This window comes from Pantoea sp. GbtcB22, assembly GCF_019091025.1.
GTDB classification, from domain to species: domain Bacteria; phylum Pseudomonadota; class Gammaproteobacteria; order Enterobacterales; family Enterobacteriaceae; genus Pantoea; species Pantoea leporis.
Map to the genome: position 1 here is coordinate 262,691 of NZ_JAGXKB010000001.1, position 25,570 is coordinate 288,260.

At 53.4% G+C, this 25,570-nt stretch carries 24 protein-coding genes and 1 pseudogene; 13 read left to right on the forward strand and 12 right to left on the reverse strand.

The features are described from left to right. The first annotated feature begins 165 nt into the window (after nucleotides 1–165). Both KVT28_RS01250 and KVT28_RS01255 read left to right on the forward strand, forming a co-directional pair. Nucleotides 166–486, forward strand: coding sequence for a hypothetical protein (locus tag KVT28_RS01250; protein ID WP_110866299.1), 321 nt, complete (start codon nucleotides 166–168; stop codon nucleotides 484–486). Between the two features lie 120 nt (nucleotides 487–606). Continuing rightward, on the forward strand, nucleotides 607–774 hold the full coding sequence (locus KVT28_RS01255; protein ID WP_167391209.1) for a hypothetical protein: 168 nt from the start codon (nucleotides 607–609) through the stop codon (nucleotides 772–774). A gap of 36 nt (nucleotides 775–810) precedes the next feature. On the opposite strand, the gene KVT28_RS01260 is transcribed toward KVT28_RS01255, so the two are convergent. Both KVT28_RS01260 and KVT28_RS01265 read right to left on the reverse strand, forming a co-directional pair. Beyond that, nucleotides 811–1,584, reverse strand: coding sequence for a hypothetical protein (locus tag KVT28_RS01260; protein ID WP_101764175.1), 774 nt, complete (start codon nucleotides 1,582–1,584; stop codon nucleotides 811–813). 114 nt (nucleotides 1,585–1,698) lie between these two features. After that, the gene (locus tag KVT28_RS01265; RefSeq protein WP_217546449.1) at nucleotides 1,699–2,430 is read right to left on the reverse strand and encodes a trans-aconitate 2-methyltransferase; all 732 of its coding nucleotides are present in this window, start codon (nucleotides 2,428–2,430) and stop codon (nucleotides 1,699–1,701) included. A gap of 255 nt (nucleotides 2,431–2,685) precedes the next feature. Between KVT28_RS01265 and KVT28_RS01270 the strand changes: the two genes are divergently transcribed. After that, a complete protein-coding gene (locus KVT28_RS01270) occupies nucleotides 2,686–3,333 on the forward strand; it encodes a metallophosphoesterase (RefSeq protein WP_217546451.1) in 648 nt (215 codons plus the stop codon). Between the two features lie 3 nt (nucleotides 3,334–3,336). Here the strand turns inward: KVT28_RS01270 and rsmF are convergent, their stop codons facing one another. From rsmF to yebS, 3 genes are all read right to left on the reverse strand, one after another. Beyond that, a complete protein-coding gene (gene rsmF, locus KVT28_RS01275; RefSeq protein WP_217546454.1) occupies nucleotides 3,337–4,761 on the reverse strand; it encodes a 16S rRNA (cytosine(1407)-C(5))-methyltransferase RsmF in 1,425 nt (474 codons plus the stop codon). Nucleotides 4,762–4,839: 78 nt separating this feature from the next. After that, complete coding sequence (locus KVT28_RS01280; protein ID WP_217546456.1) at nucleotides 4,840–7,473, reverse strand: PqiB family protein; 2,634 nt, start codon at nucleotides 7,471–7,473, stop codon at nucleotides 4,840–4,842. Then, nucleotides 7,442–8,686, reverse strand: coding sequence for a membrane integrity lipid transport subunit YebS (gene yebS / locus KVT28_RS01285; RefSeq protein ID WP_137385925.1), 1,245 nt, complete (start codon nucleotides 8,684–8,686; stop codon nucleotides 7,442–7,444). The genes KVT28_RS01280 and yebS overlap by 32 nt, the downstream gene beginning before the upstream one ends. A 217-nt stretch (nucleotides 8,687–8,903) precedes the next feature. Here yebS and KVT28_RS01290 point away from each other — a divergent pair, with 217 nt between their 5' ends. The 4 genes from KVT28_RS01290 (at nucleotide 8,904) to htpX (ending at nucleotide 13,342) form a co-directional block, all read left to right on the forward strand. Then, nucleotides 8,904–9,404 (forward strand): GAF domain-containing protein, encoded by a 501-nt coding sequence (locus tag KVT28_RS01290; protein ID WP_101764180.1) that lies wholly within the window; start codon nucleotides 8,904–8,906, stop codon nucleotides 9,402–9,404. Between the two features lie 96 nt (nucleotides 9,405–9,500). After that, entirely contained in the window at nucleotides 9,501–10,181 is a 681-nt protein-coding gene (proQ, locus tag KVT28_RS01295; protein WP_110866294.1) for an RNA chaperone ProQ, read from the forward strand. Nucleotides 10,182–10,200: 19 nt separating this feature from the next. After that, entirely contained in the window at nucleotides 10,201–12,240 is a 2,040-nt protein-coding gene (gene prc, locus KVT28_RS01300) for a carboxy terminal-processing peptidase (protein ID WP_101764182.1), read from the forward strand. A 220-nt stretch (nucleotides 12,241–12,460) separates the two neighbouring features. Further along, the gene (gene htpX, locus KVT28_RS01305; protein ID WP_101764183.1) at nucleotides 12,461–13,342 is read left to right on the forward strand and encodes a protease HtpX; all 882 of its coding nucleotides are present in this window, start codon (nucleotides 12,461–12,463) and stop codon (nucleotides 13,340–13,342) included. A 45-nt stretch (nucleotides 13,343–13,387) separates the two neighbouring features. On the opposite strand, the gene KVT28_RS01310 is transcribed toward htpX, so the two are convergent. Continuing rightward, a complete protein-coding gene (locus KVT28_RS01310; RefSeq protein ID WP_217546459.1) occupies nucleotides 13,388–14,770 on the reverse strand; it encodes an MFS transporter in 1,383 nt (460 codons plus the stop codon). Between the two features lie 192 nt (nucleotides 14,771–14,962). Here KVT28_RS01310 and kdgR point away from each other — a divergent pair, with 192 nt between their 5' ends. Continuing rightward, entirely contained in the window at nucleotides 14,963–15,754 is a 792-nt protein-coding gene (gene kdgR / locus KVT28_RS01315; protein ID WP_101764185.1) for a DNA-binding transcriptional regulator KdgR, read from the forward strand. Between the two features lie 36 nt (nucleotides 15,755–15,790). Here the strand turns inward: kdgR and KVT28_RS01320 are convergent, their stop codons facing one another. Further along, nucleotides 15,791–16,027, reverse strand: a complete 237-nt coding sequence (locus KVT28_RS01320) for a YobH family protein (RefSeq protein WP_008110416.1) — start codon at nucleotides 16,025–16,027, stop codon at nucleotides 15,791–15,793. 216 nt (nucleotides 16,028–16,243) lie between these two features. On the opposite strand from KVT28_RS01320, the gene KVT28_RS01325 reads away from it, so the two are divergent. The 4 genes and pseudogenes from KVT28_RS01325 to rlmA all read left to right on the forward strand — a co-directional run bounded on the left by KVT28_RS01325 (nucleotide 16,244) and on the right by rlmA (nucleotide 18,518). Next, nucleotides 16,244–16,519 carry a YebO family protein gene (locus KVT28_RS01325; protein WP_137385919.1) on the forward strand — a complete coding sequence of 92 codons (276 nt, stop codon included), beginning with the start codon at nucleotides 16,244–16,246 and terminating at the stop codon, nucleotides 16,517–16,519. Between the two features lie 683 nt (nucleotides 16,520–17,202). After that, nucleotides 17,203–17,274: pseudogene (locus KVT28_RS01330) on the forward strand (DUF2627 domain-containing protein); the annotation flags it as partial. Nucleotides 17,275–17,360: 86 nt separating this feature from the next. Continuing rightward, entirely contained in the window at nucleotides 17,361–17,570 is a 210-nt protein-coding gene (cspE, locus tag KVT28_RS01335; protein WP_008110414.1) for a transcription antiterminator/RNA stability regulator CspE, read from the forward strand. Between the two features lie 141 nt (nucleotides 17,571–17,711). Next, nucleotides 17,712–18,518, forward strand: coding sequence for a 23S rRNA (guanine(745)-N(1))-methyltransferase (rlmA, locus tag KVT28_RS01340; protein ID WP_217546461.1), 807 nt, complete (start codon nucleotides 17,712–17,714; stop codon nucleotides 18,516–18,518). On the opposite strand, the gene KVT28_RS01345 is transcribed toward rlmA, so the two are convergent. The 4 genes from KVT28_RS01345 to manX all read right to left on the reverse strand — a co-directional run bounded on the left by KVT28_RS01345 (nucleotide 18,515) and on the right by manX (nucleotide 21,756). After that, the gene (locus KVT28_RS01345) at nucleotides 18,515–18,973 is read right to left on the reverse strand and encodes a DUF986 family protein (RefSeq protein ID WP_110866290.1); all 459 of its coding nucleotides are present in this window, start codon (nucleotides 18,971–18,973) and stop codon (nucleotides 18,515–18,517) included. The two genes, rlmA and KVT28_RS01345, sit on opposite strands and share 4 nt — an antisense overlap. A 92-nt stretch (nucleotides 18,974–19,065) precedes the next feature. Then, the gene (locus tag KVT28_RS01350) at nucleotides 19,066–19,911 is read right to left on the reverse strand and encodes a PTS mannose transporter subunit IID (protein WP_008110411.1); all 846 of its coding nucleotides are present in this window, start codon (nucleotides 19,909–19,911) and stop codon (nucleotides 19,066–19,068) included. Nucleotides 19,912–19,925: 14 nt separating this feature from the next. Beyond that, nucleotides 19,926–20,726: a PTS mannose/fructose/sorbose transporter subunit IIC gene (locus KVT28_RS01355; RefSeq protein WP_064738889.1), complete on the reverse strand. Its 801-nt coding sequence runs from the start codon at nucleotides 20,724–20,726 to the stop codon at nucleotides 19,926–19,928. 58 nt (nucleotides 20,727–20,784) lie between these two features. Then, nucleotides 20,785–21,756, reverse strand: coding sequence for a PTS mannose transporter subunit IIAB (manX, locus tag KVT28_RS01360; protein WP_192234065.1), 972 nt, complete (start codon nucleotides 21,754–21,756; stop codon nucleotides 20,785–20,787). A 511-nt stretch (nucleotides 21,757–22,267) separates the two neighbouring features. On the opposite strand from manX, the gene KVT28_RS01365 reads away from it, so the two are divergent. Continuing rightward, the gene (locus tag KVT28_RS01365) at nucleotides 22,268–23,833 is read left to right on the forward strand and encodes a TerC family protein (protein ID WP_192234063.1); all 1,566 of its coding nucleotides are present in this window, start codon (nucleotides 22,268–22,270) and stop codon (nucleotides 23,831–23,833) included. Between the two features lie 54 nt (nucleotides 23,834–23,887). Here KVT28_RS01365 and KVT28_RS01370 read toward each other — a convergent pair whose 3' ends face one another. After that, on the reverse strand, nucleotides 23,888–25,450 hold the full coding sequence (locus tag KVT28_RS01370; RefSeq protein ID WP_192234061.1) for an EAL domain-containing protein: 1,563 nt from the start codon (nucleotides 25,448–25,450) through the stop codon (nucleotides 23,888–23,890). Nucleotides 25,451–25,570 lie beyond the last annotated feature (120 nt).

Sequence of the window (25,570 nt, forward strand, 5' to 3'; positions counted from 1 at the left end):
CAGGCAATTGCCTGATATCAGAATCATTAGCACTGCTCAGGCAGTGCTTTTTTATTTTAAATACCCCCGCATATCTTCACTTATTCCCACGTTTACCATCTTACCCACATGCTACTTTTTCTCTTATTACGAAATAAATTACCGTCATAGAGAGAATATTGCCAGATGCACAAGCCCGTTATCCTGATCGCCTTGCTGCTGAGTGGTTGCGCATTGAAACAGTATCCGCAGTCCGCCAAAGTGAGCGATGCCGAAGCGCAAACCTATGACTGTGCAGCACTGAATCAGGAGATCGCTAAAAGCCAAAGCGTTAAGCAGCAGATTGATAAAACCGGCGAGTTTGATGCGCTAACGGTATTGGGATTCGTCGGGGATTTTGGTATCGGTAACGGCCTTGCAAAGGCCAGCGCTAACAGCAAAGTGAAGGCGCGCCTGGAGCAGTTACAGAAACTGCAATCAGTGCGTTGCGCGCACGGTGCAACTTAATAATTAGCCTTCTGAGCATCTACCCCGACAATTTTGCGGTCAAATAGCTGCAGCCAGCATGCATGAAAAATGGTATAAACTTGGCGCATCTGTTTTATTGCCGGTTAATAAGGATCCTTCATGGCAAACACACAATATCTTCTTTGGGTAATGATTGGCACGTTAACTCTGCTTTGTATCTTTATTGGTGTGGTCGTTGGGCGGGCAAAAACGCCGCGTATTGGAACAATGACTTTCGCGGGTTTATTAGCCTTCTTCTTAGTGGCGATATTTTTAATTACTCGCTAAAGCATTGAACGCTGTAACGAGCAATATTTGCTGGGATCATTTCTGTACAGTGTCCCAGCGACTACCGTTACGGATGTGCCCCCAGCGTGGGATAATCTCCTGTTCTAACTGATAAATTAGAGCGAGGATGAGATTAAGATTATATCGCGTGACTTCATTATGGTGAGTGATGCAAGGCGATGCTGATTCGATCAAATTGAAGTTTTGATATTTTTCAAGCAACTCCAGGTGAGGCAGAATCTCCTGTTCACGCTGATAATCAGCGAGAGCAGTAAATAGGTAAATATTCTTGTCCGTTTGGCGATCGCGTCGAATAGCGTTCGGCAAAAGCTTATTTAATAGCGAGATGGCTGCGGGGGTTGTCGATCCCATCATTGCGTCACCCACATTCGGCCACATTGTGGCTGCATAATCCCCGAGATAAAACTGTGGTACGGCAGTAATGATATTTTTAATATTATGCCTAACACCGAAATAGAGCGCCGCGCTGCCACCTTTTGAGGCGCCAACTATGGAAACGTTTGAGGGTGTTGTCAGCTCAATTACCGAGCGAATAAGCTGGCTTACCCCATGCTCAATTTCAAAATTCATATTGTTGCACAGATAGTAAGCGGGCAAGCCGTTGAAATCATCCTTGATCCACAACACCGCCGATTGAGTATGCTCCAAAAGGGTGAAATCGTAGATGGTGGGATCAGGAAGGTTAAACCCTGACATCACAATCAATAAATGCTGATTGTCTACTGAAGCCGGTTTATAGCGATAGTGTATATCGAGATGAGGACGAAAATTAAAAATGCAATCAGTCACGGTCAGCGGCTCAGAGAAGGAATTCGCCCAAGACAGGCGACCAATCTGGCTGATAATTAAGAATGGCGATAGATGGAATAACGACGTGGCAGCATTCTGCCGCCACGAGAATATTCAGAGCGGTTTACGCGCGGCCAGCAAGAACATCATCGGGCGATCGCGTTCTTCCGCCAGCGCGGGATTGAGTGCAACCATCTCTTCGCTCGGGCCCCATTCATCAAGATGCACGATCTCAAATCCTGCGCCAATTAACGCATTGATCCAGGTTGCCAGCTTGTGATGTTGCTTCTTCACGCCATCGGCAAACCAGTTGCTGATGCGTTCCCCTTCCTGCTGGTAATGATTAACTGGCCAGCTGCGCTGCTGCTGTTCATCCACAATCCACTGCTGTTGAGTAGGTGCAGTGTAAATCGGATGCTCACAGGAAAACACCAGCGCGCCGCCCGGCGTTAGCGCCTCAAACACGGTTGCGAAGAGTGCGTCAATATTGCTGAGGTAGTGCAGCGCCAGCGAACTGTAGGCGAGATCATAGGATTCGTTCAGTTGCAGCGATTCAAAATCGGCGCGCTGATAGCGAATCCCGGTTCCCTGCGTCATGGTGGCGGCTTGCGCTAACATCTTCTCGGAAACGTCCAGACCCAGCACCTCACGCGCGCCTTGCTGCTGCGCGTAGCGGCAAAACCAGCCGTAACCGCAGCCGAGATCGAGAATACGTTTATCATGCAGGTCGGGTAGTAGCGCACGCAGTGCGGGCCACTCTGGCGCGCCGTCTAATCCCTTAACGGAACGTGGCAAGGTGGCGTAACCGGCAAAAAAAGTGGGGTTGTCGTAAATACTCTGGCTCATACAGGCTCCTTTATATGATGCGCAAAGGAGTTTAGGCGTTTAGCGTGGAATGTAAAGTCGCGTAATTATCCCACAAATAACAGATGTACCAGACGAGCGAGTGATTCCAGCAGCAGCAAGCTACCGATGAAAATAACGATTAATACACCAATGAATTGCTTCCGTCCGCTCATGCTGTTCCCTCCGCTGGCTAACGTTGCCGGACTATACTTTAAGCCGGGCTCACTAAACTTCCAGTCAACCGGGGAAGATTACATGCTTTACCAAAAGGTGAACGCGCAAATGTGGCGAAATATTTGGGTGGTTGGCGATCTGCACGGTTGCCGCGCCCAACTCGATGCGCAACTGCTCAAGCGGGATTTTGATAAGCAGCAGGATCTACTGCTGTCGGTGGGCGATTTAATCGATCGTGGCCCGGACAGCCCCGGCTGTTTAGCGCTGATGCAGGAGCCCTGGTTTCGCTGCGTGCGCGGCAATCATGAGCAGATGGCGCTCGCTGCGCTGGATGGGCGCGACCAAACCTTGTGGATGATGAACGGCGGCGAGTGGTTCTGGCAACTCAAAGGCGCAGCGTTGATCGCTGCGCGCCATGCGTTAAAGCGCTGTGCTGAGTTACCGTTGATTCTGCATCTGGATTTCGGCGATCGCGTGGTGGTGATTGCCCACGCCGATTATCCCGCCAGTCATTATGCGTTAGGGCAAGAGGTTGACTGGCAGCAAGTGGTGTGGAGTCGCGATCGACTGGGACGCCATCAACGCGGCAGTTCAGCCCACATCGATGGCGCCAGTGATTTCTACTTCGGCCACACGCCGTTAGAACAACCGCTTAATGTGGCGAATCAGCATTATATCGATACCGGCGCGGTCTTCGGCAATCGTCTTACTCTGGTGCAGTTGCAGTAACGCTTAGCGGAACAGACGTCCGTCGCGCACCAGTTCACGCGGATAACTGTTTTTAATCCGATTGCCCACTTTCTTCGCCAATCCCAGCGGCTGCTGCTGGTAAGTGACGATCACCTCATCCCGGCTGGGCAACGTGTCCGGATGAATATCCTGACCGCGATACCAGGTTTCCGCTTCTGCATCGGTGAGTTCGAAATCCAGCGCGCTGCCCGGCTGCGTCAACGCCACGACCGCTTCATGCTGCCAGCGATAGCCTTTCGGAAAGGTTTCGGCCAACTTGAGGCCGATGCGCGAGAAGCGCACTTTACCCAGCCAACCCTCCAACGCCGCCGGGAACAGCCACAGCTCTTTATCGCGCTGCCACAGCGTGTGGTTGCCATCCCACTGCAAGCCGACTTTGGCCGCGGCCTGTTGCACTTCGGCGCTCAGCTTGCGGCTGGCCGGAGAGAAGGGCAGTTTGCCGACTTTGTAGGTTGGCGTTGGCAGCGCGGGAATGCTGGCGGTTTTACGCAGACGCGCAACGAAGAAACCTTCACTATCGAAAATCTGCGGGAATACGTGCAGGAAACCTTCGGCGGTTAACGCCTGATCGGCTCCGTCGAATAAACCGTTCAGCGGCACGATTTCAACCGCGTCGGGATAACGCTGCTGCAACCAATGAATCACCTGCTGATTCTCGATTTGATTCAGTGTGCAGGTAGAGTAAATCAGCGTGCCGCCTGGCTGTAAGGCATGGAAAGCGCTGTCGAGCAGATCGCGTTGGGTTTCCGCAATCGCTTCGGTGCTGGCCAGCGTCCAGTTACGCAACGCATCAGCATCTTTGCGCACCACGCCTTCGCCAGAGCAGGGCGCATCGAGCAGAATGGCATCGAAAAGCTCCGGCAGTGCGGCGCCAAACACACGGCCATCAAAATGGGTCAGCGCAACATTGCTGACGCCACAGCGGCTGATGTTAGCGTGCAGTACTTTGACGCGGCTGGCCGAGTATTCATTCGCCAGAATGGCGCCTTCATTGCGCATCAGCGCGGCCATCTGGGTGGTTTTAGAACCGGGCGCAGCAGCCACATCCATCACCTGACGCGCATCAGGTGCGGCGTCAAACAGCGCGGTAACCGGCAGCATCGAGCTGGCTTCCTGAATGTAAAACAGTCCGCTCAGATGCTCCGCCACGCTACCCAGCGGCAGCGATTCGTCGTCACGCTCGATCCAAAACCCTTCGGCGCACCACGGAATGGGCGATAAGCGCCAGCCATAGTCGGCGGTGCGGGCGAGGAAATCATCCACGCTAATTTTTAAGGTGTTGACGCGTAAGCTGCGACGCAGCGGTTGCTGGCTAATGGCGAGAAAGCGCTGCAGTTCGGCGTCGTCAGCAAGGCTGGCGCGCATCAGCGCGAGGAAATCTTCGGGAAAGCGATCGGACACGGGCATCTACCGGGAAACGAAATGAGCGCGAAGTGTAACACGCGAAAAAGAATCGGGCAGCCAGGCTGCCCGATTTGCTTAAGGTTAATGAGGGTCCGGAATCGCCGTGCCCCAGTCGCGCCACGCTTTCGGCGCTTCATCCTGTAGCAGGAAGTGTTTGTTGGCGCCGGCCTGCGGTGCTAATGGCACCGTCGGCGGTGTGGCAAACTGTACGCCGCCGCGAATGAACTGCTGGAAGGTGCCGGTTTTCAACACGCCGCCTATCAGACCGAAATCGAAGTTATAGCCGGAAGCCAGCCAGAACACCGAATTGTTGCGCACCAGATGCTGGTACTTTTTGCTGATACGCAGCGCGATCTGCACGCGATCCGCCATATTGCCCAGCGACGTTCCGGTGACGGTGCCCACTTCAACGCCCCGGAACAGCACTGGCGTGCCCACCGACAGCGATCCCGCGTCAGCGGCATCGACATATATCGTCAAGCCGTTCAGGTAGCGTGAATCGGTGATGGTGCTTTCCTGCAGTTCAAAGGTGCGCGCCGGCGAACCTTTGCCCGGATCGACGTTGAGATAAGGCTGCAGCAGCGTTTCGATATGGTTAACGCCCGCCGCAGAAATCTCCGGCGACACCACCGAGAAGCGGCTGCCGATGCGCGCGAAGTCCTGCACGTATTCCGGATAAAGCACCGCTTTGGCGACAACCTGATTGTTATCAGAACTCAGCGCCAGTGATTCAACCTGACCAATATTGATGCCGAGATAGCGAATCGGCATGCCCGCCGCCAGTTTGCTGGCATCGAAGGTGTGCAGCGTAATCTGGCTGCCAACTGCACGCGCCGCGGTTTCAGACGAGTAGAGCACGCGTTTCACGCCTTTCGCCGCCTGCGCGCCGGTGAGATTATCGAAACTGATCGCGCCTTTGAGCGCGCGGTTGAGCGGGGACGCTTGCACCGTCAAACCGCTGCCGTTGAGTTGCACTTTGGCGCCGCCTTCGGCCCAGAACACACTCTCGCTGGTCAGCAACTTGCGATACTGCGGCCGGATATGAATCGAGATTTCAAACGCATCCGCGCGCGGCACTACATCCACCACTTCACCGACCTGGAATTTGCGGTACAGCAGCACTGAACCGGCCTGTACATCCGGCAAGCTTTTGGCGGTAAGTTTCAGCGTAGTTGGCGGCTGTTCACCCACGATGCCTTCTTCGGCACGTTCCGCATCCGCATATAAAGGATAACGACTGGAAGGATTGCCTTTCTCGCCAGGAATCAGGCGAATGCCGCCATCTACCCACTCGCGCGCGCTGGCGCCCAGCACTTTCATCCCGTCAAGTCCAAACTTCACATCAAGGCGGCTATTCACCACAAACTTGCTGTCAGCGTGCACCAGATTACGGTGCTCCGGATCGATGGCCGCCACAAAGCTGATGCCATTTTCATCCAGCGTGCGTGAAATCACCTGACCGATTTTCATGCCATACAACATCACCGGCTGGCCGGCATCGATACCGTAGGTTTCCGGCGCGCTGAGTTTTACCGTCAGCACGTCAGGTTTCTGCAGCAATGTTTCGCTGGCTGGCAACACGGTAAAGTGATCCTGCGGTTCGCCTTCGCCTGGCACCAGTTCAAAAGTATTACCGGTTAACAGGCTGCTGAGATTGGTGTCGGTCAGGCTGATCTTCGGCGTGCGCATTTCAATGCGCGTCCCGCTGCGCATCAAACCGGTTACTGAAGGGTCGACCGTCAGCTCGCCGGTGACTTTGCCGCCATCCAGCAGGTTGAGTTTGGTTAAGGTGCCGACTTCCAGTCCCTGGTACATCAGCGGTGTGCTATCGGCTTTTAGGTTATCGCCACTCGGCAGGTTCAGTTTCACTTGCACGCCGCGCTGACTGCGCGCCAAATCCGGATAGAGCTGGTAGTTGGCATCCACCTGAGCTTGCTCGCCGTCATTGGGTGAATCGAAGGCAATCGCGCCATTCACTAACGCGGCCAGGCTTTCCAGCTTCACTTTGGCACCGCTCAGGCTAACATCCGCATCAACGCCGGAAACATTCCAGAAGCGGCTCTGCTTTTTCACCAGATTGATAAAGCGGCGCTCAATTAGCACATCAATGGTAACGCCGTCGGTGCTGTTGTTGAGGCTGTAATCGTAAACGCGACCCACCGGAATTTTGCGGTAATAAACCAGCGAACCGGTGTTGAGCGAGCCGAGGTCGGGCGCGCGCAGGTGGATCAACAGTTCGCCGGTATTAACGCGATACTTTGGTTGGGTATCGAGTGCGGTGAAGTGATCGCTCTCTTTACCTTTACCCGGCATCATGCCGATGTAGTTACCGCCGACCAGCGCATCAAGCCCGGAGACGCCCGCTAATGAGGCTTTCGGCGTCACCAGCCAGAACTGAGTGTCTTCACGCAGTGCATCGCGCATGTCGCTTTTGATGCTGGCTTTAATCTGGATGCTGCGATAGTCATCACTCAGCACAATGCCTTGCACCGTACCCACTTCCACGCCCTGATAACGAATCGGCGTGCGGCCTGGCACAATCCCGTCGGCAGTCTGGAAGTTTATGGTGATCGTCGTACCGCGTTCCTGATAGTTGGTCCACAGCAGCCAGCCGGCAATCAGCAGGGCGATAATGGGCAATAACCAGAACGGCGAAATCTTGCGCTTGTTGCGCAGATTAGCGCTAGTCGGTGTAGTCGGCGTTTCCTGTTGCATGTGCATCCCAGATCAGGCGGCTATCAAGCCACTCTACAGCCATAATGGTCAGGACAACGGCGGCACCAAAATAGAAGGCGGCCGGTCCCATGGTGAAAGCCAGCAGCTGATCACGATTGACCAGCGACATGGTTACAGCAATGACGAACAGATCCAGCATCGACCAGCGGCCCACCCAGGTGACGGCGCGCAGCAGGCGAATGCGGGTTTTTAAGCCCTGTTCGCATTTAAAGTGAATGCTGAGTAACAGAGTCAACATCACTAACACTTTGGTAAAGGGCACCAGAATGCTGGCGATAAACACCACCGCGGCCACCGGTATATTGCCCGATGCCAGTCCCAGAATGCCGGAGAAGATGGTGTCTTCACGGCGTGCGCCATTAACATAGACCACCGAAATCGGCAGCAAATTGGCGGGGATCAGCAGCACAATCGAGGCGATGAGCGCCGCCCAGGATTTCTGCAAACTGTGGCGTCGGCGGTAGTCAAGCGGCGTGTGGCAACGCGTGCAGCGCCCACGCTCATCGGCTACACCGGTTTGATGGCAATTCAGGCACACTTGCCACTCTTCAGGCGGGGAGGTGGGCATCGCTTGCGGATAATAGTGTTCCCACAGTTGCTCGACGTTCAGGTGGATCAGCGTCAGCAGGCTCAGCACCGTCAGCGCAATATAGGCCACTAAACCGTAGCCCACTTCCAGTGAGGCGTAATCCTGCACTTTGATCGATGCCACCGCCACGCCGACCAGATAGATATCCAGCATCACCCACTCTTTGAGCTTGTCCATCATCAGCAGGACCGGGCGCAGGTTCATTCCGAGCGCGTTGCCCACCCACAAATAGAGAATGCCGATGACCAGCGTAACCGGCGCGCCAATGGTGCAAAACGCCACCATTGAAGCGGTAAGGATGTTGCCTTGCTGCGTCATTTGGATTACGCCCTCCAGCAGGCTAGCGTTAATACGCATGCCCAGCAGGCGAATATCAACTAACGGCAAGCTAAAGGCGAACGGCATCAACACGATCATGACCACCGCCATGGCGGTGAGTCGCGTCATCGACCAGTCACGACCGCTCTGAATTTGTGCATGGCAGCGCGGGCAATAGGCTGTCTGATGCGATTTCACATCCGGTAAGGAAAAAAGGGTATCGCATTGCGGACAACGCTGATAACGTGCGTGGGGCAACGTCTGGCTGATAGCGTGAATTTTCATAGGTGACGCAAGTGCCCATCGTTCGTTACGGTTACCGGCATGCTGAGTAGCGCAAAGTTGCCTGCAATATTCGGTGGTACCAGAATACGCTTATCCACCGACTGCTAAGGGTATAGTAACTAACAGAATGATTCACCTTCTGCGCCTGGATTATTAGTGCTTATTTTAACAACTGAGTGACAACAAGGTCACCCCAGTGACGAGTTATGGTTGAACAATGAACAAAAAAGCTTTTTACGAGGATTTGAATCGCGATGTCCGCGCCCTGTTGGCGGGTGAAACCTCGTTCCTGGCCGCGCTCGGCAATTGCAGTGCACTGCTTTTCGAACGCCTGGAAGGCGTGAACTGGGCTGGATTCTATTTACTGACGGAACCGAACACGCTGGTGCTGGGCCCGTTCCAGGGCAAAATCGCCTGCGTACGTATTCCGGTTGGCAAAGGCGTGTGTGGAACCGCGGTAGCCGAGGACAAAGTGCAATTGGTGGAAGACGTGCACGCGTTCCCTGGCCATATCGCGTGTGACGCCGCCAGTAATGCCGAAATCGTGATTCCTCTGAAAGTAAATGGCACCCTCGTGGGTGTTTTAGACATTGATAGTACGGTTTATTCTCGCTTCGATAGCGAGGACGAAGCGGGGCTGATGGCCCTTACCGACGGGCTTTGTGAAGTGCTGGCGGGCAGCGACATCGTAAAATTTATTCAGCTGACGCACAGCTAATCGACTGGATCACATAGCATTTGGCGATGTTGTCATTATAATGTCGCCTGTTCATGCCTGCTCTGGTCGGCAAATCCGTTGTAATCAGGAAATTTCATGGAAAATCAACCTAAGTTGAATAGCAGTAAAGAAGTCATCGCCTTTTTGGCGGAACGTTTTCCGCAATGCTTTAGCGCCGAAGGCGAGGCGCGTCCGCTCAAAATCGGCATTTTTCAAGATCTGGTCGAGCGTGTTCAAGGCGAACTGAGCCTGAGCAAGACGCAACTGCGTTCTGCCTTACGTCTTTATACCTCTAGCTGGCGTTATCTTTATGGCATCAAAGCGGGTGCCATTCGTGTCGATCTCGATGGCAACGCCTGTGGCGTGCTGGATGAGCAACACGTAGAACATGCGCGCAAGCAACTGGAAGAAGCGAAAGCCCGCGTTCAGGCGCAGCGCGATCAGCAGAAAGCGAAGAAGCGTGAAGCCGGTGAAGAGACCGCTGAACGTCGTCCGCGCAAGCCTGCTCCGCGTAAAGCTGCCGAAGGTGATGCCGCGCGTAAGCCACGTCCTCAGGCGCCGCGTGCGGCCGCGACTGAGCGTGCAGCCGCACCGCAGCCACCGCGGGCCAAACCTGTCACTGATACCTCAACGTTGCAGCCCGGCCAGAACATCAAAGTGACTGCAGGCAAAGGTGCAATGGACGCTACCATTCTTGAAATTACTAAAGATGGCGTTCGGGTTCAGCTCGCTTCCGGCATGGCTATGATTGTGCGCGCAGAACATTTGCAGTTCTGAAACGGAGGCTGACCCTGGCATGAACAACATTTTAAAGATCGGTATGATCGCGGGCCTGCTTTTAGCAGGCCCCACCTTTGGTGCAGATAATATTACCCGCGCCGACCAGATTCCCCAGCTACACGAAGAGCCACAGCATCCCACCGTCAGCGAACGCGTTACCTCGCGTTTCACGCGCTCTCACTATCGTCAGTTCGATTTGAATCAGGACTTTTCCGCGAAAATTTTTGATCGCTACCTGAATCTGCTCGACTACAGCCATAACGTGCTGCTGGCATCGGATATCGCGCAATTCGCCGATAAGAAAACCACCGTGGGTGATGAGTTCCGCAGCGGTAAGCTGGATGTGTTTTACGATCTCTACAATCTGGCGCAGAAACGCCGCTTTGAGCGCTATCAATATGCGCTGAGCGTGCTGAATCGCCCAATGAATTTCACCGGCAATGACACCATTGACATTGACCGGGCAAAATCGCCATGGCCAAAGAGCGTTGATGAGCTCAACGCGCTGTGGGATGCCAAAGTTAAATATGACGAACTGAGCCTGAAACTGGCCGGTAAAGATGAGAAAGAGATCCGCGAAACGCTGACCAAGCGTTACAACTTTGCCATCCGTCGTCTGGCGCAAAGCAACAGTGAAGATGTGTTCCAGCTGGCGATGACTGCGTTCGCGCATGAAATCGACCCGCACACTAACTATCTTTCGCCGCGCAACACCGAGCAATTCAACACCGAAATGAGCCTGTCGCTGGAAGGTATCGGCGCAGTGCTGCAGATGGATGACGATTACACGGTGATCAACTCGATGGTCGCAGGTGGTCCGGCGGCGAAGAGCAAAGCGATCAGCGTGGGCGACCGCATTGTCGGTGTCGCTCAGCCGGGCAAACCGATGGAAGATGTGATTGGCTGGCGTCTGGATGATGTGGTTTCAAAAATCAAAGGACCGAAAGGCAGCAAAGTACGCCTGGAAATCCTGCCTGCTGGCAAGGGCACCAAAACCCGTACCGTGACGCTGACGCGTGAAAAAATCCGTCTGGAAGATCGCGCGGTAAAAGGCACCGTGCATAACGTCGGCAAACAGAAAGTTGGCGTGCTCGACATTCCTGGCTTCTACGTTGGCCTGACTGACGATGTGAAGGTGCAGCTGCAGAAACTGCAGAAGCAAAACGTCGACAGCGTAGTGATCGATCTGCGTACCAACGGCGGTGGCGCTTTGACCGAAGCCGTTTCACTTTCGGGCCTGTTTATTCCAAGCGGTCCGGTGGTGCAGGTGCGTGATAACAATGGCCGCGTGCGTGAAGACAGCGATAACGACGGCATAGTGTATTACAAAGGTCCGCTGGTGGTGCTGGTCGATCGCTTCAGTGCTTCGGCTTCTGAGATCTTCGCTGCGGCGATGCAGGATTACGGCCGTGCGCTGATTGTCGGTGAGCCGACCTTCGGTAAAGGCACCGTGCAACAGTATCGTTCGCTGAACCGTATCTACGATCAGATGCTGCGTCCAGAGTGGCCAGCGCTGGGTTCTGTACAGTACACCATTCAGAAGTTCTACCGCATTAACGGTGGCAGCACGCAGCGTAAAGGCGTAACGCCAGATCTGCTGATGCCAACCGGCGTTGAAGCGGCAGAAACCGGCGAGAAGTTCGAGGACAACGCGCTGCCTTGGGACAGTGTGAATGCGGCAAGCTACACCAAAACCGGCGATATCGCGCCGCTGGTACCGCAGCTGACCAAAGAGCACGCCGATCGCATCGCTAAAGATCGCGAGTTCCAGTACATCATGAAAGATATTGCGCGTTTCGATGCGATGAAAGACAAGCGTAATATCGTGTCGCTCAATCTTGCCCAGCGTGAGAAAGAGAACCGCGAAGATGATGCACTGCGTCTGGAGCGCATTAACGCGCGCTATCAGGCGGAAGGTAAAGCGCCGCTGAAGAGCATCGAAGATCTGCCGAAAGACTATAAAGAGCCGGATCCGTATCTGGATGAAACGGTGAAAATCGCTAACGATATGGCGCAGCTGGAGAAATCTCAGCCTGCTGCCGCAACCGCGAAGTAACCGTCTGGCTTGTGAAATAGCACCGCTTCGGCGGTGCTTTTTTTTACGCTAAAATTGTTGTTAAGCCTTACTAACGCAGTGAACTTCGCACTTCACTACCTAATGTAAAGTTATGTCTTTTTAGGCACTTAAAGATTAAGGTTGCTTGAAATGCGCGGCGATGACCATAGGATAGATATCCGCGCATATGCGCGTGCACAACTGAGGAAGATTAACGTTTATGATGCGTATTGCTCTTTTCCTGCTCACCAACCTGGCGGTGATGTTGGTATTCGGACTGATTTTGAGTCTGACAGGAATCCAGTCAAGCAGTGTTATGGGTCTGATGATTATGGCAGGTCTGTTTGGCTTTGGCGGTGCGTTTGTTTCACTGCTGATGTCTAAATGGATGGCGTTACGATCCGTTGGCGGTGAAGTCATTGAACAACCGCGTAATGAGACGGAACGCTGGCTGATGGATACCGTCGGCCGCCAGGCACAACAGGCTGGCATTGCGATGCCGCAGGTGGCGATTTATCACGCGCCCGACATTAACGCCTTTGCGACAGGCGCACGCCGAGACGCGTCGCTGGTCGCTGTTTCCACCGGCCTGTTGCAAAACATGAGCCGTGATGAAGCGGAAGCGGTGCTGGCGCACGAAATCGCCCATATCGCCAATGGTGACATGATCACCATGACGCTGATTCAGGGTGTGGTGAACACCTTTGTCATCTTCATCTCGCGCATTTTGGCGCAGATCGCTTCCGGCTTCCTGTCGGGTAACCGCGACGGTGAAGAGAGCAGCAACGGAAATCCGATGGTGTATTTCGCGGTCTCGATGGTGTTAGAACTGCTGTTCGGCTTCCTCGCTAGCATTATCACCATGTGGTTCTCACGTCACCGTGAATTCCACGCCGATGCGGGTTCTGCCAAACTGGTTGGCCGCGAGAAGATGATTGCCGCACTGCAGCGTCTGAAAACCAGCTACGAGCCGCAGGAGCCAAGCAGCATGATGGCATTCTGCATCAACGGTAAAAATAAATCGTTGAGCGAGCTGTTCATGTCGCATCCGCCGCTCGATAAACGTATCGAAGCGCTGCGTAGCGGTGAATACCTGAAGTAGTCGGATAGACAGAAAAAAGGGCGCCAGATGGCGCTCTTGCTGTTTCTAGGATTCGGCAGCCTGCCGTGACTGCGTCATGCGCGCCAGGCTCACTACGGCAGCGACGCTGGCAAAGCTACCCGCTAGCAGCAGTGAGGCGTGTGTACCGCTGTCGTTGAACAGATTAAACATTAGCGCCACTAGCGCCGCGCCGCTGCTTTGTCCCACCAGACGCGCGGTACCCAGCATTCCGCTGGCACCACCGCTGCGGTTACGCGGTGCTGCGGTGATGATGGTGTGATTGTTAGGCGACTGGAACAGGCCGAAACCGGCACCGCACAGCATCATGCGCCAGATGATATCCACGTCAGTTGGCTGCGTCGGTAAAAGCGCCAGCAGGAATAGCCCGGCAGCGAACATCGCTAATCCCAATCCGCCTAATAATCCGGCATGGAACTTCTCGATCAGGCGACCTGCAATGGGTGCCATCACCATGGTTGCCAGCGGCCACGGCGTGAGCAGCAAGCCGGTTGCCACTTCATCCCGGCCCAGCACATTTTGCAGGAAGAACGGCAACGCCACCATCGCCAGCATCTGCGCGCAGAACGAGCAAATTGAGGTGCCTATCGACAGCGAAAAGATCGGAATGCGCAGCAAGTCCACCGGCAGCAATGGCACCGGCATCGCTAACTGGCGACGAACGAAAACAATGCCCACCAACACCAATGCCACCAATTCGGCCACAATCAGCCAGCCGTTTTGTCCCTGCGAGAAACCGCTCAGTGCAGATATGAGCAGGCCAAAGAACAGCGCATTCATTACGGCGCTTGGCACGTCGAATTTCTGTTGTTTGGCTTTCTGGGTGTTATCCGGCAGGAAACGCAACGCCAGCCACAGCGCAACGATGCCGAGTGGAATGTTGATCAGGAACAGCCATTTCCAGCTGGCAACAGACAGGATCGCCGCCGCTACGGTTGGACCGGCCGCGCTGGAGACCGCAACAATCAGCGAATTGATCGCCATACCGCGCCCGAGGAAGCGCTGCGGATAGATGATGCGGATCAGCGCCGTGTTCACGCTCATCAATGCGGCACCACCAAAGCCTTGCAGCACACGCGCCACGGTCAGCGTATTCAACGTTGAGGAGAGGGCGCAAAACAGTGAGGTAGCGATAAACAGCGCGAGTCCAACTTGATAGACACGGCGGTAGCCGAGCATATCGCCGAGAAACGACAGCGACAGCAGCGAAATAACGATGGCGATTTGGTAGGCGTTAACAATCCAGATCGATTCGGCTGGGCTGGCATTCAACTCACGCGCAATGGTTGGTAAGGCCACGTTGGCGATAGCTCCATCCAGCACCGCCATCATGATACCGAGCGCAATGGTGATGATCGCGCCATAGCGCTGTGGAAGGGGTAATCCATCCTGGGCAACAGTAGAAGGCATAAGTAAAGTAAGTAAAGAGAGTGAATATCATCATGCTAATCAATTCGCTGCCGAAAAGCACCGCATTCATTGACATAAAATTACGTGTGGATGTGTCACTTAGCGTCAGTCGTTGCCGCCATCAGGCTGAAACGCATATACTGGCGCTTCTGTTCCGTTTTTTTTGAAACACTGTCAAAAAGGATACGCGCCATGGCGAGCAGTGATAATGATAAACAGCCAGACTCGGTTTCATCAGTGATGAAAGTGTTTGGCATTCTGCAGGCGCTGGGCGAAGAGCGCGATCACGGCATCACCGAATTGTCTCAACGCGTGATGATGTCAAAAAGTACCGTTTATCGCTTTTTACAGACCATGAAATCGCTTGGCTATGTGGCGCAGGAAGGAGAAAGTGAGAAATACTCGCTGACGCTCAAGCTGTTCGAACTCGGCGCCAAAGCGTTGCAGAACGTTGATCTGATTCGTAGCGCCGATATTGAGATGCGTGAGCTGTCGCGTCTGACTAAAGAAACCATTCACCTCGGCGCGCTGGAAGAAGACAGCATCGTCTACATCCATAAAATCGATTCTCTTTATAACCTGCGTATGTATTCGCGCATCGGCCGCCGCAATCCATTGCACACCACCGCGATTGGTAAAGTGCTGCTGGCATGGCGCGATCGCGCTGAAGTGCAGGAGATCCTCAGCGAAGTGGAATTCCGCCGCAGTACTGCGAAAACCATTGTCACTGCAGAAGCGTTGCTGGCGGTGTTGGATCAGGTCAAAGTACAGGGATTTGGCGAAGATAATGAAGAGCAGGAAGAGGGCTTACGTTGCATCGCGGTGCCGGTATTTGACCGTTTTGGCGTGGTGATTGCGGGGCTAAGCATCTCATTCCCCACCATTCGTTTTTCCGAAGAAGCCAAAAATGAGTATGTGGCGATGCTGCATCGTGCGGCGCGCAATCTGTCTGAACAAATGGGCTACCACAACTATCCTTTCTGAAATGAAAAACGGGCTGTTGCCAGCCCGTTTCAACGCTTAATTGTCGACCACTTCGCCACTTTTCTTCAGCAGTGGACAATCCGTTACGCCAACGATACCGCTGTCTGTGTGCAGATACTGTGCCGTAATCATACCGCGTGCGGTCAGATAGCTGCATTGCAGCCCAAGTCCCGCCGCATTCTTATTGCTGCCGGTGAGTACGCCATAGCCGGTCAGCAGCATCGCTAACCAAATTAATGCCACCAGCATAATCGTCCGAATAAGTAGTTTCATCTTATCTCCTTGTGATACACAACGCAGCGCATCCAACGTTGCTGCGAATCTACTGTAGCAGCATGCCGCGCTTTAGCCATCTAATCGATCAGAGATAACTGAAAGAGAGGGCAGGCGGGATAATCTGCTTTCCGTCGCTACCCATTATCTTTTGCGTCGGCAGCGAGTAGAATCAGCGGCGGAGTAGATGTTTGATTTTTGACTATAGAGGCAGTTATGAACGAATTAGCCGCAAACACCAGCCCGCTGTTTAACTATGGCGTTCTGGCCATCATCATTCTTGTGGCCTTTATTGTCTGGTTCTTTGTCAACCGGGCTAGCGTGCGCGCCAGTGAGCAGATTCGTTTGCTGGAAGCCGTTATCGAAGAGCAAAAGAAACAGAATGCGCTCCTGCGCCGTCTGGTTGACGCACAGCCATCCACAGCAAAACCAACAGCGGATGAAGACGCGGATGAAAAACGCGATTTTATTCGGATGATCCCGGAACGTTAAGCCGTTAAAAGGGGTGAAATAATCGCCATTATGGCTACCGCTGCGCACTGAAATGGTGCGTGGCGGGATAATGGCTTCTAATAATTTCCCTTCTAAGCCCGGTGTGAATAGCAACCATACCTGCCAGAAAGAATTTCAACTAAGATTTATCCTAAGGAGTTTTTGTTAAATCAAGCTCTTCAATGTTCTTTTTAACATTTAATTGTTGGGTAGATAGTTAAAATTGAGATAAATGCCACCTAAGGTTAATGCGTTTATATGGGGCGCATATTATTGGTTTCTCCTGATTTTGGTGCAAAGCAATTAATAACTTATACCTGAGAAAATTATTTGTACAAGATTTGAACGGCGCGCAGTTGTTGTGTAGCGAGCGAAGTTTTCAGTGGAATATTTTATTGATGCCATATTAGTGCAATATTTTTGTCGTACTGTTAACCCCTACAATTGTACCAATATAGACATTACCGCTGCGCTTGACTAAGCGGCAATTTGGCGCTAACTATACTGACTGATAACCCTTTTTTGCGCACCTTCCGCGTTGGGTGTCAATATGTTGATTGATGAAGTGCCGCGCCAATTAACTAATTATGTGCGTCACGTCGATCACCGTTTAAAAATGGCTTGCCATTAATTTACGGATATGTGATAACAAATCGTAGGTCAAACGAGGTACAGTTCTGTTTATGTATGGCATCTTCAGTAAAGAAGTTACGAGTAAAGACGTTGACGTTGAATACCGCTTCCTTGCCGAACCTTAAATTAGTGCCTCATTCAGTAATGTCTCTGGTTTATCTGTAAGTCTGCCTGCGGGCAATATAATCATTGAAAGGAAATTTGCGAAATGGCAAAGATTAAAGGTCAGGTTAAGTGGTTCAACGAGTCTAAAGGTTTTGGTTTTATTACTCCTGCTGATGGTAGCAAAGATGTGTTCGTACACTTCTCTGCAATCCAGGGCAATGGTTTTAAAACTCTGGCTGAAGGCCAAAGCGTTGAGTTCGAAATCCAGGATGGCCAGAAAGGTCCTGCTGCGGTCAACGTTACCCCAATCTGATTTCGCCCTCAGGCTCGGTGCCATGCACCACTGAAACGAATCCTAAAGCCCCGTTCACTGAACGGGGCTTTTTCTTTTATTCTTTCTGTAGCCAGATGATCAGGGTAAACTGCGCCGCGAATTGCTAACCCGGAGTTATCTATGTCTTTGATTTGCCCACTTTGTCATCAGCCTTTATTGCAGCAGGTGAATAGCTTCCGCTGTCATGCAGGTCATCAGTTTGATCAGGCGAAAGAAGGGTACGTCAATTTACTGCCGGTGCAGCACAAAGGTTCGCGCGAACCGGGCGATAGCGCCGAGATGCTGCAGGCACGACGCGCCTTCCTCGATGCCGGACACTATCAGCCGTTGCGCGCGGCTGTCGCCAGGATCCTCGCGCAGCATCTGAGTGAGCAAGGTGCGCAGCTGTTAGATATCGGATGTGGGGAAGGTTATTACACTGCGGCGATGGCCGATGCGTTACCGCAGGCGCAACTCTTTGGGCTGGATGTAGCGAAAGCGGCGATTCGCATGGCAGCAAAACGTTATCGTGCGGTGAAATTCTGCGTGGCGTCCAGCCAGCGTTTACCTTTTGCCGATGCTTCTCTGGATGGCGTGGTGCGCATCTATGCGCCCTGCAATGAAGATGAGCTGAGCCGCGTAATTAAAGCAGGTGGCTACCTGCTAACGGTGACGCCGGGACCGCATCACTTGCAGCAATTCAAGGCGCTGATTTATCGCGAAGTGCAGTTGCACGCGGCGGAAGAGAAAGTGTATGCCGGCTTCAGGCAGGTCGATCAACAAAATCTGCATTACAGCATGACGTTGAGCGGAAGTGAGGCGGTGAGCTTATTGCAGATGACGCCATTTGCCTGGCGTGCACGCGAAGAAGTGTGGCAGAACCTGGCGGCATCCAGCGAGTTTAACTGTGACGCCGACTTTATGCTGACGTTATGGCAGCGCGATTAACGCGCTTCCACCAGCGTATTGTAGATCCGTTCAAGGTCATCAAGCTGTTTGACAGCAATCAGCAGGCGGCGCTGCTCCAGTTGCATCACCAGAATGCCATCCTCTGACAGATTCATACTCTGAATGCGACCGTAGTCGATCCACACGCTGCCAAAAAACAGTCCATTTTCCTTCATCAACAGCTTCGGGCTGCGCACCCAGAATAGCCAAATCGCCATAAAGCACAGCACCATCAGCAAATTGGTGGTGAGTTGTGTGCCATGTTTATCAATGTTGTTCCACAGCAGAATCAGCAGCAGCACCACGAAAATGGCGCTATCGATTTTATGGCGACGGCGCAGTGCGACGCGCAGTTTTGTAGGGCCATTGCGGCGCGGCAGGATCGCTTCATCATAAATGGCGAACAGAATGAAGCCTGCAATCAGCAGGGCGATCAGGGCGTCAGTCAGTGACATAAGATGTTCTTCCTCAAGCGAAATTATCTCAACGTGGGCGCTCAGATAATGCCGCTCAATAATAGCCGGGAGCAGGGCTCCCGGCGGGGTGATTACAGACCGAGCAGGCCGATCCAGTAACCGAAGATACCGAGGGCGAAGAAGCCGACGATAATCCACAACGCATTCACCTTACGACGCAGCAGCCACATACAGCCAAAGGTTAGCAGCAGTGGAATCAGGCCTGGCATCAGCTGATCGAGGATAGATTGCACCGTAGTAACCGTGGTTTTACCGGTCTGGTCGGTGATGCGTGACACCACCAGCGGCACATTCACATGCGTCCACTTGTTAACCAAGGCCCCCATGACAAAGAGGCCGAGAATCGACGCGCCCTCCGTCAGTTTCTGCAGGAAACCGCCGCCCATATCGCTGACGATATCCACGCCTTTACGGTAGCCATACGCCACACCGTAATAACGCGTCAACAGACGCACGGCGTTAAACAGGATGAAGAACAGCAGTGGACCCAGCAGGCTACCGCTCATCGCGATACCGGCACCCAGAGCAGCAAACACCGGACGCACGGTACCCCAGAAGATCGGGTCGCCCACACCCGCCAGCGGACCCATCAGACCCACTTTGATGCCGTTAATCGCTGCATCATCAATGGGCGCACCGTTGGCACGCTGCTCTTCCATCGCCATGGTAACGCCCAGCACCGGCGCCGCTACATAAGGATGGGTGTTGAAGAACTCGAGGTGACGTTTAATCGCCTGTTTACGTTCGTCGTTATTTTCTGGATAGAGGCGACGAATCACCGGCACCATTGAGTAGCAAAAACCCAGCGCCTGCATACGTTCAAAGTTCCACGAACCCTGAAACAGGTTAGAACGCAGGAACACACCGCGGACATCGCCGGGGGTGAGTTTCTTTGGAGTGTTAGTTGTATCAACCATGATTTCACCTGTTCCTAGTCGAGTTCGTTATCGAGGTCATTGTTTGCAGGACCGCTGGTTGCAGCACCTGCAACGCGGTTATATTTCGGTGCCAGCTGGATATACAGCACCGCCATCACCACGCCAATCACGCCAAGCGCAACCAGGTTAAAGTTGGTGAAGGCTGCAGTAACGAAGCCAAGGTAGAAGAACGGCATCAGGTAGCCCGCGCGCATCATGTTGATGACCATCGCGTAACCCACCACCACGATCATGCCGCCGGCGATGTTCAGGCCGTTGGTGACCACGTCTGGAATTGAGTTCAGCAGTTCCTGAACCACGTGAGTACCGACAGAAATCGCCACGATCAGTGCTGGGATGGCAATACGCATCGCCTGCAATACCAGCGCGGATACGTGGATCCAGCTGATCGCCGTCAGGTTGCCTTTCTCGGCTGCCTTATCGGCGGCATGCTGGAAGGCCACGGTGATGGTACGCACGATGATGGTCAGAACCTGACCGGCCGCAGCCAGCGGAATCGCCAGCGCGATACCGGCGCCCACGCTTTGACCACCGGCAATAACCAGAATGGTTGAGATAATCGAAGCCAGCGCCGCATCCGGTGCAACGGCCGCACCGATGTTCATCCAGCCCAGTGCAATCATCTCCAGCGTACCGCCGATGATGATACCGGTTTTCATATCACCGAGGACCGCACCAATTAAGGTACAAGCCACCAGCGGACGGTGGAACTGGAACTCATCAAGAATCGATCCCATCCCGGCAATACAGGCCACAATAAATATCAAAATGATTTGTAGCGTGGTTATCTCCATTGCATTTCTCCTCTGCAAGGTCTCTAAAATTCGCCCACGTATGCAGGCAAAGGGCGAACTACGGATTGACCTTGGCGATCAGGTCCATCATTTTCAGTCGCTGATCGCTGGACACTTTACGTACTTCCAGTTCGATACCGCGCTCATTAAGTTTGCGGAACGCCGTGATATCTTTTTCATCCACCGATACCGCGTTGTTCACCTGCGTTTTGCCCTGACGGAACGCCATGCCGCCAATATTGACCGACTTAATGTCCACGCCTTGCTCGACAATCCTCACCACATCGGTGGGATTGGTGAACAGCAGCATCACCTTGTCATTGCCATATTTCGGGTTGTTCCACACGCGAACCATCTTATCGATATCCACCACGTGCGCGGTAACGCCTGGCGGGGCCACCTGCGTCAGCAGCGTTTTGCGCACATGGTCGTTCGCCACTTCATCAGATACCACGATGATGCGGGTAACGTTGGTCTCTTTGGTCCAGCGCGTGGCCACTTGCCCGTGAATCAAGCGGTCATCAATACGCGCCAGGCCGATTTTCATGTGATCGCCTGCAGCCATTGGTTTTTGCGGCTGAGCAGGCGCTTTCGCTGCAACCGGAGCAGGCGCAGCTGCGGCTTGCGCTGGCGTTTCAGTTTTGAGGGCTTTAACGCCTTCACGACCGGCCTCTACCGCGATGTGAATCAGTTCTTCCAGCGATGGGTTGTCATCACGTCCCATCAAGGTTTCAACCAGCATCGGAATGTTGACGCCAGCGATGACATCATAGTCATCCTTATCCACCACAATGCGGCTGGCCGCATTAAATGGACTGCCACCCCAGGTATCGACCAGGAACAACACGCCCTTTGACGTGTCGAGATCGGCCAGCCGTGCCTGATACTTTTCGATTAGCGTTTCTGCATTTTCGCCGGGAACGAAATCAATCCATCCGACATTTTCCTGCTCACCCAACAGCATCTCTGCTGTTTTAAGCAACTGTTCTGCCGCCCAGCCATGTGTACCAATTACAATAGCAATGGTCACTTGCTACCTCCGTTCGCGTGAGAGATTCTCTGGCATTGCCGGGAATCATTGAAAATTACCGTTAGTGTTTCAGGTGGATCGTTAATGATGTGATAGAGAAAAAGCATCAATAAATAAAACGCAACAATCCGCTGCACAGCGATAAGGTCGCGATTTATTTTAGTGATCGAAAAAATAAATTATGTGATGTTTGTCAGCTATTTCGCGCGTAACGGCGCTAATGTGCACTTTTGTTCGATATTCCTGCGTTAACGTAGATATTTGTAAATGTAATAAATTTTTTTGACGTCGTTGATGTAACTGATACATTAGCGTTCTGTTTTTTATTCAGGAGTACCGGGCTTCAGCTCACCTTTATGGACCGTCACCGACGTCGCTCAACATGTTCTCAGCGCTTTTCCGCGCCCGCTTCCACGCTCTTCAGCGTTATCACCGCCTGTAACGATCTCTCGTCTCGCCCTCTGGTGCAGACTCAACTTCGTGCGCCTTCACGTCCGGTAAGGAGTCATTGATGGAATTTCTCTTCGACCCCTCAATTTGGGCGGGTTTGCTCACGCTGATCGTGCTGGAAATTGTTCTCGGCATTGATAACCTGGTGTTTATCGCCATCCTCGCGGACAAATTGCCGCCGAAGCAGCGCGATAAAGCCCGTCTAATCGGATTGTCGCTCGCTCTGGTCATGCGTCTTGGCTTGCTGTCGCTGATCTCCTGGATCGTGACGCTGACGCGGCCCTTATTCAGCGTAGGCGATTTCAGCTTTTCCGGACGAGATTTAATTCTGTTGTTCGGTGGTTTGTTCCTGTTATTCAAGGGAACCATGGAACTGCATGAGCGGCTCGAGAACCGCGGGCTCGAACATCAGGGCAATAAGAGCTACGCCAGTTTCTGGGCGGTGGTGATTCAGATTGTGGTGCTGGATGCGGTGTTCTCACTCGACGCGGTGATTACCGCGGTCGGTATGGTGAACCATCTGCCGGTGATGATGACCGCCGTGGTGATCGCCATGGGCGTCATGCTGCTGGCCTCGAAACCGCTGACGCGTTTTGTGAATGAACACCCAACTGTGGTGGTGCTGTGTCTGAGCTTCCTGCTGATGATTGGTTTGTCGCTGGTGGCCGAAGGTTTTGGTTTCCACATTCCCAAAGGTTACCTGTACGCTGCGATCGGCTTCTCGATCATCATCGAGCTGTTTAACCAGATTGCGCGCCGTAACTTTATTAAGCATCAGGAACACCGCCCGATGCGTGAACGCACCGCAGAAGCGATTCTGCGTTTGATGGGTGGACGCCAGCGTAAGCAAGCGACGACAACTGAAGAAACCTCATTGACCGAAGCGATGCCGCAGGAAGCGTTTAAGGACGAAGAGCGCTACATGATCAACGGCGTATTGACGTTATCGCAGCGTTCAATCCGTAGCATCATGACGCCGCGCGGTAACATTTCGTGGGTGGATGTTTCGCGTCCGCTGGATGAAATTCGTATTCAGCTCCTGGATACGCCACACAGCTTGTTCCCGGTATGTCGCGGTGAGCTGGATGAAATCATCGGCGTGGTGCGTGCCAAAGAGCTGCTGGTGGCGCTGGAACACGGCATGGATGTGGCGACCTTTGCGGCTAACACGCCGGCGATAGTGGTTCCGGAAACCCTAGACCCAATCAATCTGCTGGGCGTGCTGCGGCGTGCTAAAGGTAGCTTCGTAATTGTCACCAACGAATTTGGTGTGGTGCAGGGCTTAATCACGCCGCTGGACGTGCTGGAAGCGATTGCCGGTGAGTTCCCGGATGAAGACGAAACGCCAGACATCATTGCCGATGGCGACGGTTGGTTAGTGAAGGGCGGGACCGATTTACACTCGCTGCAACAGCTGCTGGATCATCACGAGTTGGTGAAAGCCGATGAAGATCACGCCTCGCTAGCCGGTTTGTTGATTGCACAGAAAGGCCAGTTGCCGCTGCCCGGCGAAGTGATTGATTTGCCGCCGCTGCACTTCCAGGTGATTGAGGCGACCGATTACCGTATCGACCTGGTGCGCATCACCAAAGATAAGCCATTCGATCACGAAGAACACGCCGGGTAAGTCATCGGAATGAAGTAAACAATAACGGCCACGCCAAAAGGAGTGGCCGTTTTTTTATGCGCTTAGCTGCGCCTGATGCTGCTCCAGCCATTGCGGGAAATCCTCAATCGGCATCGGGCGCGCGTAGAAATAGCCTTGCAGATGGTCGACGCCGCGCTCACGCAGATAGTGTGCCTGCTCGGCAGTTTCCACACCTTCCGCCACCAGTGAAATATTCAGGCGCTGCGCCAGCGAGATCACCATATCGGTAACGGTCGCGTTAATCGCATCGGTGCCAATGGCGGCGGTGAAAATCTTGTCGATTTTAAGCACATCCGGTTGGAGGTCTTTCAGATAAGCCAGCGAACTGTGGCCGGTACCGAAATCATCAATCGCCAGACGCACACCAATTTCATGCAGTTGCGACACCACCGATTGATCGATGATTGGCAGGGCATCACGCTCCGTCAGCTCAACCACCAGTTTTGGCATGGGATTGGCCGGCCACCAGATATTTTGCAGATCTTCCACAATGGCGCGATCGCGAAAATGGCTGGCGGCAACGTTAATCGCAATGTGGAACGACGGACATTGCGGCAGATTGGGCAGCTCAGCCACGACTTTCGCCAGCACGAAGCGGGTCAACGGCGCGATCAGGTTTTGCCGCTCGGCCAGCGGAATAAACACGTCCGGCGCAATCCAGCCCTGACGCTGGTTATGCCAGCGCAGCAGCAGCTCCATGCCGTCACACTCGCCGCTTTTAGCGTTAATCAGCGGCTGGCAATAAACCATAAATTCGTTAGCGGTGATGCCATAACTGATCTGCCAACTGAGGCTCATGCGATTGGCGGTCGCCAACCAGACGATGTACCCCATCAGCAGGCTGAGCATCAGCGCCAGCGGCAGCTGTGAAGGTAGCGTGTTAAGCGCCAGCCGGGCGGGAGAAGGGCCGTACAAGGTGATGCTAAACGGATAGCGCAGTGATGCCTGATCGTACGCCACTTCATCTTCAGACGGTTCAGTTTGTTCAATCAGCGGATTACCGTATTCAAGGCTCTGACCACCCACGTTGAAAATGGCGCGCTCAACCCACGGCAACTGCGGCTCCAGCAGATAATTGGTCATCAATTCAATATTTATGACTTGCAGCAGACCTTCGCGATTATCCAGCGATTTTGGCGTCCACAGCAGCAGCACCGGCGATCCTTTCAACAGATCACTGTCCGTGGCCAACATCATGCGCTGATTATTGATAGCTAATTCAGGATAGGTTTGGCTGAAGGAGAGGTTTTGCGGGCCGAAAATGCTGGAGCAGTAGAGCGCGTCGTCCTTAACCAGCAGCACGGTGCGCACGGTTTGCAGCGCGGCAATTTTCTCAATCAGCGGATAACGCACTTGCGCACAAGGTACGCCAACCAAACCGAGCGTGTTGTTGGCGGAAACATCCAGCGGCGAGAACATACGATCAAAGCGTTCAATCGCGCGGGTGGCGAAATTCAGCGACTGCTGCTCAATGCGCGATTTCTCTTCGATATAACGAAAAGTTAGCGTCAGGACCAGAACCAGCGAGGCGATCACTAACGCAATAAGCAGTCGCTTACGGCGAAATTGACCCACAAATTGCTGGGGAATGAGCATCAGTAACCACCTTGCAAAACAAAGATTGAAGCCAAATTAACGTGTAGGTTATCGGCATTGAGGCGGCCAGGTTTAGCGCGGCTGAATAAAAAATACGGCACTAAAAAAAGCGCGGCCACA

Bases quoted from the DNA above. Each gene is read 5' to 3' on its own strand.
- KVT28_RS01250 (WP_110866299.1), top strand. From the start codon at position 166: ATGCACAAGCCCGTTATCCTGATCGCCTTGCTGCTGAGTGGTTGCGCA.
- KVT28_RS01255 (WP_167391209.1), top strand. From the start codon at position 607: ATGGCAAACACACAATATCTTCTTTGGGTAATGATTGGCACGTTAACT.
- KVT28_RS01265 (WP_217546449.1), bottom strand. From the start codon at position 2,430: ATGAGCCAGAGTATTTACGACAACCCCACTTTTTTTGCCGGTTACGCC.
- KVT28_RS01270 (WP_217546451.1), top strand. From the start codon at position 2,686: ATGCTTTACCAAAAGGTGAACGCGCAAATGTGGCGAAATATTTGGGTG.
- rsmF (WP_217546454.1), bottom strand. From the start codon at position 4,761: ATGCCCGTGTCCGATCGCTTTCCCGAAGATTTCCTCGCGCTGATGCGC.
- KVT28_RS01280 (WP_217546456.1), bottom strand. From the start codon at position 7,473: ATGCAACAGGAAACGCCGACTACACCGACTAGCGCTAATCTGCGCAAC.
- yebS (WP_137385925.1), bottom strand. From the start codon at position 8,686: ATGAAAATTCACGCTATCAGCCAGACGTTGCCCCACGCACGTTATCAG.
- KVT28_RS01290 (WP_101764180.1), top strand. From the start codon at position 8,904: ATGAACAAAAAAGCTTTTTACGAGGATTTGAATCGCGATGTCCGCGCC.
- proQ (WP_110866294.1), top strand. From the start codon at position 9,501: ATGGAAAATCAACCTAAGTTGAATAGCAGTAAAGAAGTCATCGCCTTT.
- prc (WP_101764182.1), top strand. From the start codon at position 10,201: ATGAACAACATTTTAAAGATCGGTATGATCGCGGGCCTGCTTTTAGCA.
- htpX (WP_101764183.1), top strand. From the start codon at position 12,461: ATGATGCGTATTGCTCTTTTCCTGCTCACCAACCTGGCGGTGATGTTG.
- KVT28_RS01310 (WP_217546459.1), bottom strand. From the start codon at position 14,770: ATGCCTTCTACTGTTGCCCAGGATGGATTACCCCTTCCACAGCGCTAT.
- kdgR (WP_101764185.1), top strand. From the start codon at position 14,963: ATGGCGAGCAGTGATAATGATAAACAGCCAGACTCGGTTTCATCAGTG.
- KVT28_RS01320 (WP_008110416.1), bottom strand. From the start codon at position 16,027: ATGAAACTACTTATTCGGACGATTATGCTGGTGGCATTAATTTGGTTA.
- KVT28_RS01325 (WP_137385919.1), top strand. From the start codon at position 16,244: ATGAACGAATTAGCCGCAAACACCAGCCCGCTGTTTAACTATGGCGTT.
- cspE (WP_008110414.1), top strand. From the start codon at position 17,361: ATGGCAAAGATTAAAGGTCAGGTTAAGTGGTTCAACGAGTCTAAAGGT.
- rlmA (WP_217546461.1), top strand. From the start codon at position 17,712: ATGTCTTTGATTTGCCCACTTTGTCATCAGCCTTTATTGCAGCAGGTG.
- KVT28_RS01345 (WP_110866290.1), bottom strand. From the start codon at position 18,973: ATGTCACTGACTGACGCCCTGATCGCCCTGCTGATTGCAGGCTTCATT.
- KVT28_RS01350 (WP_008110411.1), bottom strand. From the start codon at position 19,911: ATGGTTGATACAACTAACACTCCAAAGAAACTCACCCCCGGCGATGTC.
- KVT28_RS01355 (WP_064738889.1), bottom strand. From the start codon at position 20,726: ATGGAGATAACCACGCTACAAATCATTTTGATATTTATTGTGGCCTGT.
- KVT28_RS01365 (WP_192234063.1), top strand. From the start codon at position 22,268: ATGGAATTTCTCTTCGACCCCTCAATTTGGGCGGGTTTGCTCACGCTG.
- KVT28_RS01370 (WP_192234061.1), bottom strand. From the start codon at position 25,450: ATGCTCATTCCCCAGCAATTTGTGGGTCAATTTCGCCGTAAGCGACTG.